This window comes from Geojedonia litorea (assembly GCF_042654525.1).
Taxonomy (GTDB): domain Bacteria; phylum Bacteroidota; class Bacteroidia; order Flavobacteriales; family Flavobacteriaceae; genus Geojedonia; species Geojedonia litorea.
In genome coordinates, this window is sequence record NZ_JBHSGP010000014.1 from 1123418 (window position 1) to 1138788 (window position 15371).

Consider the following 15371-nt stretch of genomic DNA (forward strand, 5'->3'; position numbering starts at 1 on the left):
TCAAAATATAAAATTATGTCATTAAAAATTATAGGTGCAGGATTACCACGAACAGGAACCAATACATTGAAAGTATCTCTTGTCACATTAGGTTATTGTAAACATGTATACCACATGAAAGAATTGTTAGTGAATCCAGAGCGTCTTCACTATTGGAAAACACTAGATGAAACGGGAGATACTGACTGGGACGCTCTTTATGATGGATACGATGGAACTGTTGATTTTCCAGGGTACCCATGGTATAAAGAACACATGAAAAAGTATCCTGACGCCAAAGTAATATTAACCGTTAGAGATTTTGAAAGTTGGTATAAAAGTGTGGATAGTACAGTTTTTAGAGCGGGACCTCAAACACCAGCTGAAAAAATTAAGATGTTAAGTAAATTACTCTTAAGTGCAAGAGCTAGAAACGTAGTAAAAGTTATAAAATGGTTTAAGAAAGTGTTTTTTGCCGATAGACTTGAAGGGAAATTTGGTGATAAAGAATTTGCCAAACAATTTTGGGAAAATCATATTGCTGATGTGAAAGCTTCTGTTCCTGCTGATAAATTGTTAGTGTATGAAGTGAAGGATGGATGGGCACCCTTATGTAAGTTTCTAGGTGTGGATGAGCCAGCCGAACCCTTACCACATTTAAATAAAAAGGAAAACTTCAAAGCCATGCTTCCTAAACTCATGAAAGGTGAAATGGTTTAGAAATGTAGAAAACGTTTCCCTAAACTAGATGCATTTCTAAAAAAACATACACCTTATGAATCCAGAAAGTTGGCGTGTAAAAACCGCTATTTTATTGGTAAGTAGCCTTACCATTATGTCTATGATTACCATATCGGCCTCACTGCCAGATATGACTAAAACCTTTTCACAGCATTCCAACGCTGCAGGATTGGTTAAGTTGGTATTGTCTTTTCCCGCATTATTTATAGCCTTGAGTGCCATTATCGCAGGGCTCATTATAGATAAATTTGGCAGGCTTAAGCTCTTAGGTTTAGCTTTGGTTTTGTATGCTGTAGCTGGGAGTTCTGGGTATTGGTTAGATAATCTCTATCTTATATTGGTTGGAAGGGCTTTGCTTGGTGTTTGCGTTGGAATTTCGATGACCATTGTAACTACCCTGGTGGCAGATTATTACCAAGGTCAGGCAAGGCAGAAATTTGCTGGTATTCAAATTGCTATAATGTCAATAGGTGGAATTATTTTTATTACGTTAGGAGGATTTTTGGCAGACATTCATTGGAGAGTTCCGTTTTTGCTTTACTTTTTTTCCATCTTAATCTTACCATTTACTTACTTGTATTTGAAGGAACCAAAGGTGCAATCTGAAACCAAGACCGTGAAAAAAGGGATAAGTTCCCCAAAGGTTATATGGTTTGTTTTTATTAACGTCATGCTAATGTGGATTATATTTTTCATCATTCCAGTACAAATCCCGTTTTATTTAAAGTCAGCAATAGGTATTGAAAAAAATGCGTTGATTGGTATTGCTATTGCATCAAGTACTTTTTTTTCAGCCGTCTCTGCATTTTCATATTCTAAAATAAAAGATAAACTTAACTATCAACAAGTGTTTTGCCTTGGTTATTTTTTAATGGCATTGGCCTATGTATGTATTGCCTTGTCCAATTCATATGCCATGGTAATGCTTGGAATGTTATTGGTTGGCCTTGGCATGGGTGTATTGATACCTAATGCCAATATTTGGGTCATGCAATTAGCTCCTATAGAAATTCGTGGAAGGGAAATAGGTCGGTTAACTACATTTTGGTTTATGGGTCAGTTTTTATCTCCAATTATATTGTTGCCATTACTAGAGTTTATTTCTCAAGCACAACTGTTTTATACTATTGCTGTAGTTTTAATAGTGTTGAGTCTGTCTTTCTTTATTTGGCAGTTGAAACAAAGAAAGTAAATTTTAAAAACGCCATAAATAATAATTAAAATAACGACGCCATATAAATTTATATGGCGTCGTTATTAGAAAAACAAATTATTTTTAAACTTACTCAAGGTTCAAAATATTGTTTGATTTAAAAATTCATTTTAGAAAGCTACTCTACTTTCATTGCTAAATATTAATTACAAGACTAAAATAAACTTAAACTGTTTTGGTTGAGTACAACAAGAGGTTAAGAAGATTAATAAAAGGTTAATTGAATTAATAAATGTTTAATATCAATTTAGAAAGTGTTTTTTTAGTAATATAGTACTCTGTTTTGAATAAAAGAAGATTATATATAGCCATTTTTATAGTTGCCATATTGGGGTTGTTTGTAGTGCAATACCAATACCTCAAAATTGGGCTTAATTTGGCTACGGTTCAGTTCAACAAAAATATTGGATTAGCAAGTCAGGATATTAAACAAGACTTGATTACTGAAAATCAATTGTCGTTTTTGGTTGGTCAAGCAATTACTGAAAACGATTCTTATTTTGATTTGAGTTTGGACAGTATTCAAGATGCTTCTAAACATTTTCTAAACGATTTTATTACGCATAGATTATCTGTTCATGGAATAGATAAAGACTTTTCGTATCGATTGTTTACTAGAGATAGTAGTTATTATCTTAAATCTAATCGAGAACTAAAGTCTAAAAAAGATCTGGTAACAGTATCGGTTGAATTAGAAGGTTATTTACCTAGTTTGGTTAATAAAAACATAATTTTAGAACTACAATTCGAAAATTTAAATGTTTATTTTTTATCGCAACTAAATGGACTAACAATTCCTAGCTTATTATTAATTATAGTTATAATTGTCATTTTCATTTGGGTGTTGCGATCAGTATATTGGCAAAATAAGGTGATTACTACAACCAATGCTTTTATCAATAACCTCACTCATGAACTTAAAACGCCAGTATTCTCCATTGGACTTGCGACTAAAATTTTAGAGGAAGGTATTAAACCAGAAAAGAAGCCTATAATTGAATTGATTAGGCAACAGGTTGAACGTTTAAATATGCATATTGATAAAGTGTTAGAGCTTGGAAAATTGGAATTTCAAAAATCCTTGTTTAATTTAAAACAATTAGATTTTAAAGTAAATTTATTAAGCTTATGCAAAAATTTTGAAGCTTTAGCATCGCTTGAAAATATTCAATTTGCATACGAATTAAAAGATGATAACTATGCTATAAAGGCTGAAGCAAGTCATTTAGAAAATGCAATCAGTAATATTTTGGACAATGCTAAAAAGTATTCTGAAGAACCCAAAATTCAATTAAAGGCGCATAAGTATAATAAGCATTTAATTATTTCTGTTACTGATAACGGTATTGGGATACAAAAAAGTGATAAAGACCTTATCTTTAAGAAATATTATAGAGTAGAAAGAGGAAATCTGCACAAAACCAAAGGTTATGGTTTAGGATTGAGTTATGTTAAAGAAGTAATTAAAAAACATAAAGGAAAAGTGACTATTGAGAGTAAACCTAATTATGGCACAACAGTTACAATAAGCCTTCCACTATATTATGGCAATACATAAAAAGAAAATAATTCTCATAGAAGATGATCCAACTTTGGGCTATTTGCTTTCAGAATATCTAAAGATGAATAATTTTGAACTGTATTGGGCCAAAAATGGTGTAGATTGTTTAAAATTGTTAGAGCAGAACACCTATGATTTAGCTATTTTAGATGTTATGCTGCCCGATATAGATGGTTTTAGTTTGGCTCAATCCATAACCAATTTGCATCCCAAATTACCTTTTATATTCTTAACAGCCCGATCTCTTAAAGTTGATGTTTTAAAAGGTTTTTCTGTTGGTGCAGTAGACTATTTGAAAAAGCCCATTGATGAAGAAGAATTGGTGGTGAGAATAAAGTCCTTGTTGTCAAGGTTGGAGCCCTCTGACATCACTGATGATAAAGTAAAGAACATCCATACTATTGGGGATTATGAATTTAATATGCTCAATCAAACACTTAGTATTAAGGAGAAAGTTATAAGTTTAACCAATAGAGAAAGTCAGATTTTGCTGTATTTGGTAACTCATAAAAACTCTTTATGTACGCATAAAGATATATTGACGCACATTTGGGGAAAGAATGACTATTTCAATAAAAAAAGTCTCAATGTGTTTATTACGCATTTGCGAAAGTATTTAAATGAAGACGCATCAATTAAAATTGAGAACGTCCATAATAGAGGTTTTATATTTAAAATAGATTAAATATTACACTTAATCGATAAAAAATAGCTTTTAATCGATATATTTTCTTTATTTGAGTTTTTTTCACATATATTAGCAGTCCTTCATAAGCCCCTAAAATCACTTATCAAGGTAATTTTTAATCCATTCCCTCACAGTATTTACAATATTGAGCAGTTTTGTGCTCTATAATTAATAATCCATTCTTCCCTCGATTGGCATTTTTTAATGCCCAACAATTATTAATTAACTAAACTAAATATAGTTTAACTATTGTATAATCCTAAATTGAGAATAGCATGAAAACTCTAAAAATTACATTTTTATTATTGGCAATATTATTATTGACCGTGTCTGGACAGAGCAGTGATACCTTGAAGAATGACCAAGCAGATACTTACAAAAAAAGTGAAACCACTTATTATTTATTAGCTCACAATAAAGATAAAATTGCATTACCTTCAGGAGAAGAGTAAAATATAAACTTTAAGATTTAAATTAACCTCTTGTTAAATAATGAGAGGTTTTCGCATATCAACTATTTGCTCTTTTTAAAGCAAATAGTTTTTTATTTTAATACATTTGAATCAGCTATTCAATTCAAATGTAATTAATGCGCCTAGTATTTTTTTTCTTTCTATTCATCTTTCATAATGTTGCGACAACTCAATCAAAGAGCTTTTCAAAATTAGACAGCTCCCTTTATTACAGGCAATTATCCAAAAACAGGAGTTTGAGTTTTGAAGAACGATTTAAACTTGCTAAAAAAGCAAGTGATCTGTCGGCTGATTTGAACATAGACACAACTACTGTCCTAAATAATAGAAATCTTTCATTTTTATATTTAATGTTGGGAGATTTTGAGCCTTACAGAGAAATTAATTGGAAAAATTTAAAGCTCGCAACGAAATTAAATGATACGTTGTCATTAGCAATGTCTAATGATAATTTAGCTTATTATTATTATCATTATAAGCAAAATGATAGTGCTTATTATTACTATAATAGAGCCCTCAATTGGTATGAAGCATTAAATAGTTTAAAAAATCAAGCAAGTATTTTAGGAAATATTGCTAGTATTCAGAGAATTGAAAAAGACTATGTTGGAAGTGAGGAAAACATTATTGGAGCATTAAAACTACTTCAAAAACTACCGGCCACAGAGTCTAATTTGGACAACCAATGGATTATGTATAATAGGTTGGGAATTATTTCACTTGATTTAAAGCAATATGAAAAATCTTTGGAATACCATAATAAAGCTTTAGAAGTTAGCTATAAAATGAATGATGGCTATTATAACGAAAAAACTTCAATCCACAATAAAGCTTCAGTATATAGAAAAACAGGTGATTTTGACGATGCTATAGCATTGTATCAAAGTCTTTTAATAGAAGAAAGATTATTTGAGATAGATCCTCCATTCTATCCTCTTATTTTGGACAATTTAGCATTTACAAAGTTTGAAGCTGGTCATAAAGATTACGATTATATAGAGCAAACACTCAAAAAAGCTTATAGATTAAGTGATAGTCTTGAAGATCCAATTGCAAAACTAGGAGTGACTATTGATTTGGCTAAATTTTTTAAGGGCTTAAGAAAAGCAGATAGTGCGGTTCATTATGCTAAAAAATCCTATAAACTTTCAAAAAGCGTATCAGATAACGATATTCTTTTGGAGTCTATGTTATTACTTGCTGAACTCAATGAAGGAGATGAAGCCAAAAAATACTTTAATGAACATATAAAATTAAGTGATAGTTTGTTATTTAAAGAACGATCTGCTAGAAACAAGTTTGCTAGAATTGCTTTTGAAACAGACGAGATTGAACGTGAGAACGAGCGAATAACAAGAGAACGCTTATGGCTATTAATGCTTTCGGTTGGTTTACTACTTACATTAGTTCTACTCTATATCATTATTTCGCAGCGATCAAGAAATAAGGAATTGAAGTTTAAACAAGATCAACAACAAGCCAACGAAGAAATTTATAACCTCATGCTTTCTCAACAAGATAAAGTTGATGAAGCACGGACCAATGAAAAAAGAAGAATCTCTCAAGAGCTGCATGACGGTATTTTAGGCCGTTTATTTGGCACGCGATTGAGTTTAGATAGTTTTAATTTTAGCGAGGGTCCTGAAGCCATTAAAACAAGGTCAAACTATATTTCAGAATTAAAAATAATTGAGGAAGATATACGAAAAATATCACATGATTTAAATACCGATTTTGTTTCAGGTTCTGGTTTTATGGATATTATTGAAGAACTTGTTCAAAAGCAAACCCAAGCGTATCAATTAAAATACACCTTTGATTCAGATGATGGAATTGTTTGGGAAAGTTTGACCAATAAAACAAAAATTAATGTTTATAGAATAGTACAAGAGGCGCTTCAAAATATTTATAAGCATGCAGAAGCCCAATTTGTAAGTATTAGTTTTAAACTAAAAAAAGATGTAATTTGCTTGAGCATTGAAGATGACGGTAAAGGCTTCGATCCTAATAGAAGTAAGAAAGGAATAGGCCTTAAAAACATCAATTCAAGAGTAAAAGAGTTTGATGGGAACGTCAATTTTGAGTCTCAAATTAACAATGGAACAAAAATAAGTATAGAAATTCCTTACCAACCAAATTAAGCAGTATGCAACACATCAATATTTTAATGGTCGACGATCACCCAATCATAATCGAAGGCTATCAAAACACCTTGATGGCCACCAAAAAAGATGACCAAACCTTATTAATTGATACAGCAAATTCATGTGATGCCGCTAACCAATTAATGCAACGTGCATCCAAGGAAAAACCTTATGACATCTGTTTTTTTGATATTAGTTTGCCAAGTTCAGCCGATGGGAGTATTAATTCTGGAGAAGATTTAGCGAAAATTGCCAGAAGTATTTTGCCAAACGCCAAAGTGATAATTCTCACTATGTTCAACGAATCTTACCGCATTCACAATATTATCAAAGAAATTAGTCCAGACGGCTTTTTAATTAAAAGTGACTTGACCTCAAGTGAACTTGCCGAAGCTTTTCAACACATTATTACATCCCCTCCATATTATAGTAGTACTGTAAGTAATTATTTAAAAAAATCAATTACCAGTGACATTTATGTGGATGATATTAATCGTAAAATATTGCACTTATTATCCCAAGGAATTAAAACACGAAGTTTGACTGAACACATTGATTTGTCAATGAGCGCTATTGAAAAGCGTAAAAAGCAAATGAAATTATTATTCTCTGTCGAAGACGGAAAGGACGAAACACTACTTGAAGAAGCCAGACAAAAAGGGTTCCTATAAAAAAAACCATTAAAATTGCGTTTTTTTTCATTTTTAAAACCTCTCTAAGCTCTTGTCATTGCTCAATAGTACGGTTTTTCCGCATCAAGTTTGCGGTTTTTCCGTAATATTAATTCTATAACTAAAACTATATTTGAACGTCAACAAAAATTAATTAATCCCTCTAAGTAATTTGTTGGAATAATAGCAAAGAATGAAACCTGATAGTCACTCGATTGTCAGGTTTCTTATTTTATTAGAAAAGTAGTTCGGTATTATTCACAACTTTCATTATAAACAATCCAAAATATATTACGGCAACTACAAATTTTATGAATGTTGACGCCAAAAAACCCAAAAAGGACCCAAAAGCGGCCTTTAAGGCCTTGTTGAATTCACTTTTATTCATTAATTCTCCTAAAAGAGCGCCTAAGAAAGGCCCTATAATTATACCACCAGGAATTGGAGATAGCAGACCAACAATTAAGCCAATAGAGGTGCCAATAATTCCTGCTCTACTACCTCCATATCGTTTTGTTCCCATTGCAGGGATGATATAATCTAAAATCCAAATACCAATTGCAAGTATAAGGGTTATGATTAAAAATGTCCAATTAAATGGTATAGCTTCTGTTAAATGAAGTATAAACAATCCAACCCAGCTAGTAAGTGGTCCTGGTAATACAGGTAAAAAACTACCGATTAGTCCTAAAACCATAAAAAGTAAGGCCAAAATGACCAAAAAAACATCCATTTATTGCGATTAAGAAATTCAATGTGTATGACGAAATCTAACCCATATCGTTACATTAATTTTTAAGTAATATGAATTATAAAAGAAGTCCTAAAGATAAATTCCAAAAAAATTGTACTTTTCGGCTACAGTTGTACTACCATGAAACAAGCTTTACTTGTCATTTGTTGTTTAGTTTTGTTGTCTTGTAATTACTTTGAGAAGAAAAAAGTCTATACTAAAGATATTCTTGAAGAGGAATTACAAACATTTAATTGGAATGAAGTTGATGAGTATCCAACATTTGCATCTTGTGACTCTGTTATGAGTAAGAATCACAAACGGCAATGTTTTGAACAAACTTTATTGCAAATACTTAATAATAATCTTGCACAACAAAATATTGTGGTTACCGAAGATGTATTAGATACTATCGATTTAAAAATTACCATTTCAAAGGATGGTCAGTTTAACATAGATTCGATTGCTAGTAGTGCTGAAATTAAGAGACAAATTCCGAGAATTGATAGCTTATTGATTAGGTGTCTAGATTCACTTCCTAAAATTTATCCTGCGATTAAACGGAGCCAACAAGTTACTACACAATTCACGTTGCCAGTGGTTGTGAAAATCAATTAAGCATTTTTAAGTCTAAAGAGTGAACTTATAACCAACAGCAATATTTGTTGAGAAATTGCCATTATTTTCAAGTAATGCGGCAAAAAGCTCATTGTAGCTAATTGTAAAAAAACTGTGCTCTGAAACACCTATTTCTGCACCAACACCAAAGGTAAATGGTATGTCAAATACTGTTTCGGATACCGTGGTTGTGCCACCTTCACCATCTGCTACTGTATTTTTTATAAAATTGAGTGTTGCAAATTTAGACTGTGCATATAAATTAAAGTTGGTGGCGTTGATTACTCTAAAACGGTAACCCAAGGCGAGTTCTGTTGTTGAAAATTTAAAAGTATCTGTTTTGAACACATGTCGTAACTGCATAAAAAGGGCATGTGGTTTTATTCGCTTGCCATCCAAAAGCTCTAATTCTACTCCAAATTGCGGTAATATAGCATTGCTGGTATTTCTAACAAAAGGTGTATTGGTAATGCCACCAAAAGTTCCTAATAAAAGCTGCGGTGTAGCTTTATATATTGAGGTTTTATAATCTGGGTCTTGTGAAAGATTGTAATCATCAATATAGGCTTTTAAATCGTAAAGTGTAAAATTTAAATCATTGGTTGGAGTACCAGTAATATTTTGCAACGTAGTTTTATATTCCCATTGATAAATTCGGGCTTCATTTCTGCTGTTTAAAAGCTCAAGGATGGTTTGGTCACTCTTACGTGCAAAATAGCGATAACGACCATCTATGATATTCCAAAGTAGGTCCAATTCACCATCAACTTCCAATATAAGTTCAAGATTTTCATCACCAACGGTATAGGTGTTTTGGGAAAAAAGTGAACTCGAGCTAATTAATAAAAATAAGAAGATGGCTATGTTTTTCATTGGGATTCAGGATTATAGATGAGTAAATCTAACAAAAATAAATGAAAACCACACTATTTTTGATAGGCTCTGCCTTTCCAAGAATAACCAGTAAAAACTGATGAAAATGCCACAAATACATTAAAAAAAGGATAAAGTAAAGCTGAAAGAAAATAAGAGAGTAATATTTGGTTTTGATCGAAAAAACGGGAAGCTTTAAATAAAAGTAGAAAATCAATTCCAAACTTTATTAAAAATACATAAACAAGCGTTTTAATTGGTATAATTCCAACTATAAAAAACATTAGTAAGCAAATAATGAGGGCGTTCATACACACTACAATAAGCCCAGTTAATTTGCCAAATAAATTACCGTAACTAGACGTTTTAGCAGCCCATCTTAAACGTTGTGACAGTAAACTATTCAGGTCTGTTTGTACTGCAGTAGCCACAGCTGCATTAGGACTTTTTAAATAATGTACTAATTTGGGATTTTGTTTTACTGCTTTTTCAAGCAAAAAAACATCATCACCACTTGCAATATTAGTGTTGCCTTCATACCCATTTAATGTTTTAAAAAACTCTACTGTAAAGCCCAAATTGGCACCATTGCACAAAAAAGGTTTATTAATGCCAAAACCACCAATAGTAGCGCCTTGCAAACTTAAAAAGTCAAGTATTTGGAAACGTTTGATAAAGGAATCTTTAGTTGCATACATCACAGGTGCAGCTATAAATTGCGTCTTTTGTTTCTGTATAAAACAATCAAAAGTATCCATCCAATATCTAGGTAAAATACAATCGGCATCGGTGGTCACAATCCATTGGTATTTTGCCTTTAATATGGCTGTTGTAATGGCATCTTTTTTAGGAGACTTGGTGCTTCTCTGATTTGGTAGTACTGTTACGTCTATTTCATATTTTTCAACGAAGGAGTTAATGATTTGAACGGAGTCATCAGTGGAGTCATCATCAACAAAAATAACTTCAAAATGAGTTGCTGGATAGTTGAGTTCAGCGATAGACTTTAACAAACTTGGCAGATTTTTGCCTTCGTTTCTAAACGGAATAACAATAGTAAATTTTGTCGAAATAGGTATGTCTTCCAGTTTAAAATCTTCAACTTTGTCAAAACCAAAGACAAAAGCGCCAATTAATAAGACATATAATAACGTTACCAATAATGCAATAAGTGTCATGCTTGTTGTTGTATGGGGTTTAATTTAAAAACTAAAATATAGTAACTGCCAATTAAACTAGGTACTGCAAAATTCAAAAACCACATCAATGAAACTGTACTCAATATGGCAAGTGAACTAATACCTAAATACGAGAATAAATAAACGGCAATACTACCTTTAATAACAACATCAAAAATAAGTATTGATGGTACAAATGATGACATTAAATACATTAAAGTTATAAAGGTCATAGCGTCAAAATAGCTTATCCTGATTCCGAAAAGATAAAGAATGACATAAAATTGAAATGAAAAAATAAGATATCGCAATATCGAATACATCAAACTACTAATGAGGGCTCTGTTAGGTAATTCTGCTGTATGTTTTTTAAAAACAATCCTCTTTTTAAATAGAATGAACATTAGAATAAAACAGAGACCTAGTAGAATTGAAACAAGTGTTAAATTGCTGTGATTGACCGTGAAATTGCCATATTTTGCGAATGCAATTAACCCAATGCTTCCAAAAATCATGGTGGATATCATTTGAGTTAGATTTCCCATTAAATTGAGATATAGAATTTGAGCTCTCAATGACTTTTCAAAGTAAATAGCCTTTGCACCGTATTCGCCCAAACGATTAGGTGTGAATATTGAAACCGCAAAAGAGCCTAAACTTTGTTCCAAGGCCTTCGAGAATGAAATATTTTGAACAACCGAGACCAATTTTTGCCATTTTAAAATTTCAAAAAACCAATTAAAACTTGATAGAATGAGTAAAAAACCAAGGTTTTTGATTAAAAAAGCATCATTTTCGTTCAAAAACTGAATAAAAGCTTCAAAATCTAATTCATTGTTTTTTGATAGTTTTTTGTAGATAGCATAAAAGGCACCAAATACAAGACTTAATTTAATAAGTACAAAAAAGAATTGTTTAGTTTTGTAAGGCAACCCAATATTCATGATACAAATTAAACCAATTCATTGCATATGAGCCGCATCAAAGTAAAATATCTATGTATAGTTTTGGCCTTGAGTTTTAGTCTTTGGGCTTTTGGTCAGCGTGAAACCAATAAATGGAAAGCCCAAATTGCTTTAGGGGTTAATAGCCCTTCACAATCTGGGTTTGTTGAAGATTTTCAAGGAAAATCACTAAATTTTCCAACGGTTAATATGGGTGTGCAACATATGTTTGGTCCACAAATAGGTGCCAAATTAGATTTTGGCTATAATCGCATCTCTAGTGATGATACGTCGCCTGAATTTAAATTGAATTATTCAAGAATCAATCCCCAATTGGTGTTTGATCCAACACAAGGCTTATATTTTTTACCAGAGCGTATGGGACTCGTGCTTCATGCAGGTCCGGGATTAAGCTTTGTAAAGCCATTAGGGAATTATATTGATAATAATCTTTCGTTTTTTAATGTCATGGGAGGTTTAGAGCTGCATTTAGGTATTGCTGAACGGGCTTCGGTTTATATAGACACTTCTTATATAATGGGTTTTGGAAAAGATTTTGATCCGGTAACCGAAGGTTATGGATCATTTAATGGTAATCTGCTAACTATAACTTTTGGAATTACCTTTTCGTTAAGCGGTTGCCAATATTGCGATAATGAGTAAAGAAAAAATCATTTTAGGGATTGACCCTGGTACAACCATCATGGGATTTGGGCTTATAAAAGTTATTGGTAAAACCATGCAGTTTATGCAACTAAATGAATTGGATTTAAAAAAATATGACGACCATTATCTCAAACTAAAACTTATTTTTGAACGTACAATCGAATTAATTGATACACATCATCCCGATGAAATAGCTATAGAAGCCCCTTTTTTTGGTAAAAATGTGCAAAGTATGCTCAAATTGGGTAGAGCACAAGGTGTGGCTATGGCGGCTGGTTTAAGTAGAGAAATCCCAATTACAGAATATTCCCCTAAAAAAATTAAAATGGCTATTACTGGAAACGGTAATGCTAGTAAAGAGCAAGTTGCTAAAATGTTACAAAGTTTGTTGAATCTAAAAAGCCTTCCTAAAAACCTAGATGCTACAGACGGTTTGGCTGCTGCAGTTTGCCATTTTTATAATGAAGGTAAAGTCGAAGTTGGAAAAAATTATACAGGCTGGAGTGCTTTTGTGAAGCAGAATGAAGGACGAATAAAGAAGTGATTAGTTTTCATCATAATTTTTATAACCACTAACCTCTAACCACTAACTACATATATGAGCGGCATTTACATTCACATTCCTTTTTGCAAACAAGCCTGCCATTATTGTGATTTTCATTTTTCGACATCAATAAAGAAGAAAGGCGAACTTGTAAATGCATTGGTTTTGGAGTTGGCATTACGCAAGGACGAGTTTAAAAACCAAGTTGTAGAAACCATCTATTTTGGTGGAGGAACGCCAAGCTTATTAACAAACGAGGAATTACAATTACTAATCTCTAAAGTGTACAGCAATTATAAAGTTGCTGACAATCCTGAAATTACGTTAGAAGCTAATCCAGACGATTTAACAAATCAACGACTTAACGACTTAACAACTTCACCCATAAACCGCTTAAGTATTGGGGTTCAATCCTTTTTTGAGTCGGATTTGAAGCTTATGAATCGCGCCCATAATGCTGAAGAGGCAAAAAAATGCCTTGATGAAGCCACTAAACATTTTGATAATATTTCTGTGGATTTAATTTATGGTATTCCTGGTTTGAGTAATGAGAATTGGTTAAAGAACATTGAAACTGCCTTGTCATATAATATTCCACACATATCTAGTTATGCGTTAACGGTTGAACCTAAAACGGCTTTGGAAACCTTTATTAAAAAAGGAATTGTTGATGACGTTGATGATGAATTGGCCCAAACACAATTTTATTTGCTTGTAGAACAGCTTGAAGCTTCAGGTTTTGTGCACTATGAATTATCAAACTTCGGGAAGCCGGGATTTTTCAGCAGGAATAATTCGGCCTATTGGCAAGGCAAACCATATCTGGGAATAGGTCCTTCGGCGCATTCCTTTAACGGGAACCAACGTAGTTGGAATGTAAGTAACAATTCAAAATACATTAAAAGTATTGATAGAAGTATTCTGCCCAGTGAGACAGAAACTTTAACTCAAACCGATAAGTATAATGAATATGTCATGACAGGTTTGCGCACCATTTGGGGAGTTTCCATCCAAAAAGTGAACAATGATTTTGGTAAGGACTACAGCGACCATCTTTTACATCAAGCACAGGTATTTATAAATCAACAATTGTTGTATATTGATAATGAAATATTGAAAGTATCCCAGAAAGGTAAATTTTTGAGTGATGGGATTGCTTCAGAACTCTTTAAAGTTAATTAACTGTGATTGCAACAATTCAACATAATTCAAGTCATTTTAATGTAGATTTATCGAAACCTTTAGATATCTCAATTCCGCTTAAGGCTTCAAAAACAAATGTGAATGCCTGGTATTTAGGGCCGCCAAACATAGAGCCTGTAAAAAATGAGGATTGGATTGGTTCGGTGAAACAAGGTGCTGCTGTTAATTTCAATACCATACAATTTAATCCACATTCGCATGGCACGCATACAGAATGTGTTGGTCATATTACTGAAGAATTCCACTCCATAAACAAAAACTTAAAACAGTTTTTTTTTAAAGCCGAAGTAATATCAGTTGCTCCTGAAAAATACTTGAAGGATACTATTATATCAAAACATCAAATCGAATTTGCGCTCCAAAACAAAACTTGTGAAGCCGTAATTATTAGAACACTTCCAAACACCAAAGAGAAAAAGTCAAGGCAATACTCCAACACTAACTGGACCTATTTAATGGAAGATGCGATGACCTATTTAGTTGAAAAAGGAATTCAACATGTATTAATTGATCTTCCAAGTGTTGATCGCGAAAAAGATGGGGGGCAGTTAAAATCACATAAAGCCTTTTGGAATTTTAATGGAAACATTCGCAAAAATTGTACAATTACCGAGTTAGTCTATGTGCCAAACAAAGTGAAAGATGGTGCCTATTTATTGAATCTACAAATCGCTCCATTTGAAAATGATGCTACACCTAGTAAACCAGTGTTATTTGAAATTATTTCCTGATGAATATTGAACAACTTCGAAATTATTGTCTGTTAAAAAAGGGAGTAACTGAACATTTCCCATTTGACGCAGATACTTTGGTGTTTAAAGTATTGGGGAAAATGTTCGCCTTATTTCCTTTAGAAGATTGGGAAGCTGGCAAAGGCTGGGTCAATTTAAAGGCTGATCCCGACTATACTGCAGAACTTCGTGCTGAGTACCAAAGCATACAGCCGGGATGGCATATGAGTAAGGTACATTGGAATTCGGTGTACATCCATCAAGGAGAATTGCCCCCTCAACTCATTCTTCAATTAATTGATCATTCTTATGATATGGTAGTGAAAAGTTTGCCCAAAAAATTGAGAGATACGCTTTAATAAAAACCTTAAGTTTGCATCTCTAAAGTTTCATAAATTCTTCATTACTATA

At 32.5% G+C, this 15371-nt stretch carries 17 protein-coding genes; 13 read left to right on the forward strand and 4 right to left on the reverse strand.

Features of this window, described 5'->3' with window-relative positions:
* Positions 1-15: 15 nt before the first annotated feature.
* The 7 genes from ACFO5O_RS12895 to ACFO5O_RS12925 all read left to right on the forward strand — a co-directional run bounded on the left by ACFO5O_RS12895 (position 16) and on the right by ACFO5O_RS12925 (position 7470).
* The gene (locus ACFO5O_RS12895; protein WP_387964423.1) at positions 16-699 is read left to right on the forward strand and encodes a sulfotransferase family protein; all 684 of its coding nucleotides are present in this window, start codon (positions 16-18) and stop codon (positions 697-699) included.
* Positions 700-754: 55 nt separating this feature from the next.
* Positions 755-1912, forward strand: a complete 1158-nt coding sequence (locus tag ACFO5O_RS12900; RefSeq protein WP_387964425.1) for an MFS transporter — start codon at positions 755-757, stop codon at positions 1910-1912.
* A gap of 304 nt (positions 1913-2216) precedes the next feature.
* The gene (locus ACFO5O_RS12905) at positions 2217-3491 is read left to right on the forward strand and encodes a sensor histidine kinase (protein ID WP_387964427.1); all 1275 of its coding nucleotides are present in this window, start codon (positions 2217-2219) and stop codon (positions 3489-3491) included.
* Entirely contained in the window at positions 3478-4179 is a 702-nt protein-coding gene (locus ACFO5O_RS12910) for a response regulator transcription factor (protein ID WP_387964428.1), read from the forward strand. The genes ACFO5O_RS12905 and ACFO5O_RS12910 overlap by 14 nt, the downstream gene beginning before the upstream one ends.
* 278 nt (positions 4180-4457) lie before the next feature.
* Positions 4458-4634, forward strand: coding sequence for a hypothetical protein (locus ACFO5O_RS12915; RefSeq protein ID WP_387964430.1), 177 nt, complete (start codon positions 4458-4460; stop codon positions 4632-4634).
* A gap of 257 nt (positions 4635-4891) precedes the next feature.
* The gene (locus ACFO5O_RS12920; RefSeq protein WP_387964432.1) at positions 4892-6796 is read left to right on the forward strand and encodes a tetratricopeptide repeat-containing sensor histidine kinase; all 1905 of its coding nucleotides are present in this window, start codon (positions 4892-4894) and stop codon (positions 6794-6796) included.
* Between the two features lie 5 nt (positions 6797-6801).
* Positions 6802-7470: a response regulator gene (locus ACFO5O_RS12925; RefSeq protein WP_387964434.1), complete on the forward strand. Its 669-nt coding sequence runs from the start codon at positions 6802-6804 to the stop codon at positions 7468-7470.
* Between the two features lie 235 nt (positions 7471-7705).
* Here the strand turns inward: ACFO5O_RS12925 and ACFO5O_RS12930 are convergent, their stop codons facing one another.
* Positions 7706-8203, reverse strand: coding sequence for a DUF456 domain-containing protein (locus tag ACFO5O_RS12930; protein ID WP_387964436.1), 498 nt, complete (start codon positions 8201-8203; stop codon positions 7706-7708).
* A gap of 141 nt (positions 8204-8344) precedes the next feature.
* Between ACFO5O_RS12930 and ACFO5O_RS12935 the strand changes: the two genes are divergently transcribed.
* Positions 8345-8821 carry a hypothetical protein gene (locus ACFO5O_RS12935; protein ID WP_387964438.1) on the forward strand — a complete coding sequence of 159 codons (477 nt, stop codon included), beginning with the start codon at positions 8345-8347 and terminating at the stop codon, positions 8819-8821.
* Between the two features lie 12 nt (positions 8822-8833).
* Here the strand turns inward: ACFO5O_RS12935 and ACFO5O_RS12940 are convergent, their stop codons facing one another.
* The 3 genes from ACFO5O_RS12940 to ACFO5O_RS12950 are packed head-to-tail and all read right to left on the reverse strand — an operon-like array spanning position 8834 to position 11816.
* Positions 8834-9694, reverse strand: coding sequence for a hypothetical protein (locus ACFO5O_RS12940; protein ID WP_387964440.1), 861 nt, complete (start codon positions 9692-9694; stop codon positions 8834-8836).
* A 53-nt stretch (positions 9695-9747) separates the two neighbouring features.
* Positions 9748-10872, reverse strand: a complete 1125-nt coding sequence (locus ACFO5O_RS12945; RefSeq protein ID WP_387964442.1) for a glycosyltransferase — start codon at positions 10870-10872, stop codon at positions 9748-9750.
* Positions 10869-11816, reverse strand: a complete 948-nt coding sequence (locus ACFO5O_RS12950) for a lysylphosphatidylglycerol synthase domain-containing protein (RefSeq protein WP_387964444.1) — start codon at positions 11814-11816, stop codon at positions 10869-10871. The genes ACFO5O_RS12945 and ACFO5O_RS12950 overlap by 4 nt, the downstream gene beginning before the upstream one ends.
* 27 nt (positions 11817-11843) lie before the next feature.
* Between ACFO5O_RS12950 and ACFO5O_RS12955 the strand changes: the two genes are divergently transcribed.
* From ACFO5O_RS12955 to ACFO5O_RS12975, 5 genes are read left to right on the forward strand one after another with little or no spacing between them, the layout of a single operon-like run.
* Positions 11844-12479: a cell envelope biogenesis protein OmpA gene (locus tag ACFO5O_RS12955; protein WP_387964446.1), complete on the forward strand. Its 636-nt coding sequence runs from the start codon at positions 11844-11846 to the stop codon at positions 12477-12479.
* Complete coding sequence (gene ruvC, locus ACFO5O_RS12960) at positions 12472-13026, forward strand: crossover junction endodeoxyribonuclease RuvC (protein WP_387964448.1); 555 nt, start codon at positions 12472-12474, stop codon at positions 13024-13026. The genes ACFO5O_RS12955 and ruvC overlap by 8 nt, the downstream gene beginning before the upstream one ends.
* A 54-nt stretch (positions 13027-13080) precedes the next feature.
* Positions 13081-14208 (forward strand): radical SAM family heme chaperone HemW, encoded by a 1128-nt coding sequence (hemW, locus tag ACFO5O_RS12965; protein ID WP_387964450.1) that lies wholly within the window; start codon positions 13081-13083, stop codon positions 14206-14208.
* A gap of 2 nt (positions 14209-14210) precedes the next feature.
* Complete coding sequence (locus ACFO5O_RS12970) at positions 14211-14960, forward strand: cyclase family protein (RefSeq protein ID WP_387964452.1); 750 nt, start codon at positions 14211-14213, stop codon at positions 14958-14960.
* Entirely contained in the window at positions 14960-15319 is a 360-nt protein-coding gene (locus ACFO5O_RS12975) for an MmcQ/YjbR family DNA-binding protein (RefSeq protein ID WP_387964454.1), read from the forward strand. Before ACFO5O_RS12970 ends, ACFO5O_RS12975 begins: the two co-directional genes overlap by 1 nt.
* Positions 15320-15371: the final 52 nt, after the last annotated feature.

What these genes read in the sequence shown, in the direction of transcription:
- ACFO5O_RS12895 (WP_387964423.1), top strand. Translation starts at nt 16, where the DNA reads ATGTCATTAAAAATTATAGGTGCAGGATTACCACGAACAGGAACCAAT.
- ACFO5O_RS12900 (WP_387964425.1), top strand. Translation starts at nt 755, where the DNA reads ATGAATCCAGAAAGTTGGCGTGTAAAAACCGCTATTTTATTGGTAAGT.
- ACFO5O_RS12910 (WP_387964428.1), top strand. Translation starts at nt 3,478, where the DNA reads ATGGCAATACATAAAAAGAAAATAATTCTCATAGAAGATGATCCAACT.
- ACFO5O_RS12915 (WP_387964430.1), top strand. Translation starts at nt 4,458, where the DNA reads ATGAAAACTCTAAAAATTACATTTTTATTATTGGCAATATTATTATTG.
- ACFO5O_RS12925 (WP_387964434.1), top strand. Translation starts at nt 6,802, where the DNA reads ATGCAACACATCAATATTTTAATGGTCGACGATCACCCAATCATAATC.
- ACFO5O_RS12930 (WP_387964436.1), bottom strand. Translation starts at nt 8,203, where the DNA reads ATGGATGTTTTTTTGGTCATTTTGGCCTTACTTTTTATGGTTTTAGGA.
- ACFO5O_RS12935 (WP_387964438.1), top strand. Translation starts at nt 8,345, where the DNA reads ATGAAACAAGCTTTACTTGTCATTTGTTGTTTAGTTTTGTTGTCTTGT.
- ACFO5O_RS12940 (WP_387964440.1), bottom strand. Translation starts at nt 9,694, where the DNA reads ATGAAAAACATAGCCATCTTCTTATTTTTATTAATTAGCTCGAGTTCA.
- ACFO5O_RS12945 (WP_387964442.1), bottom strand. Translation starts at nt 10,872, where the DNA reads ATGACACTTATTGCATTATTGGTAACGTTATTATATGTCTTATTAATT.
- ACFO5O_RS12950 (WP_387964444.1), bottom strand. Translation starts at nt 11,816, where the DNA reads ATGAATATTGGGTTGCCTTACAAAACTAAACAATTCTTTTTTGTACTT.
- ACFO5O_RS12955 (WP_387964446.1), top strand. Translation starts at nt 11,844, where the DNA reads ATGAGCCGCATCAAAGTAAAATATCTATGTATAGTTTTGGCCTTGAGT.
- ruvC (WP_387964448.1), top strand. Translation starts at nt 12,472, where the DNA reads ATGAGTAAAGAAAAAATCATTTTAGGGATTGACCCTGGTACAACCATC.
- hemW (WP_387964450.1), top strand. Translation starts at nt 13,081, where the DNA reads ATGAGCGGCATTTACATTCACATTCCTTTTTGCAAACAAGCCTGCCAT.
- ACFO5O_RS12975 (WP_387964454.1), top strand. Translation starts at nt 14,960, where the DNA reads ATGAATATTGAACAACTTCGAAATTATTGTCTGTTAAAAAAGGGAGTA.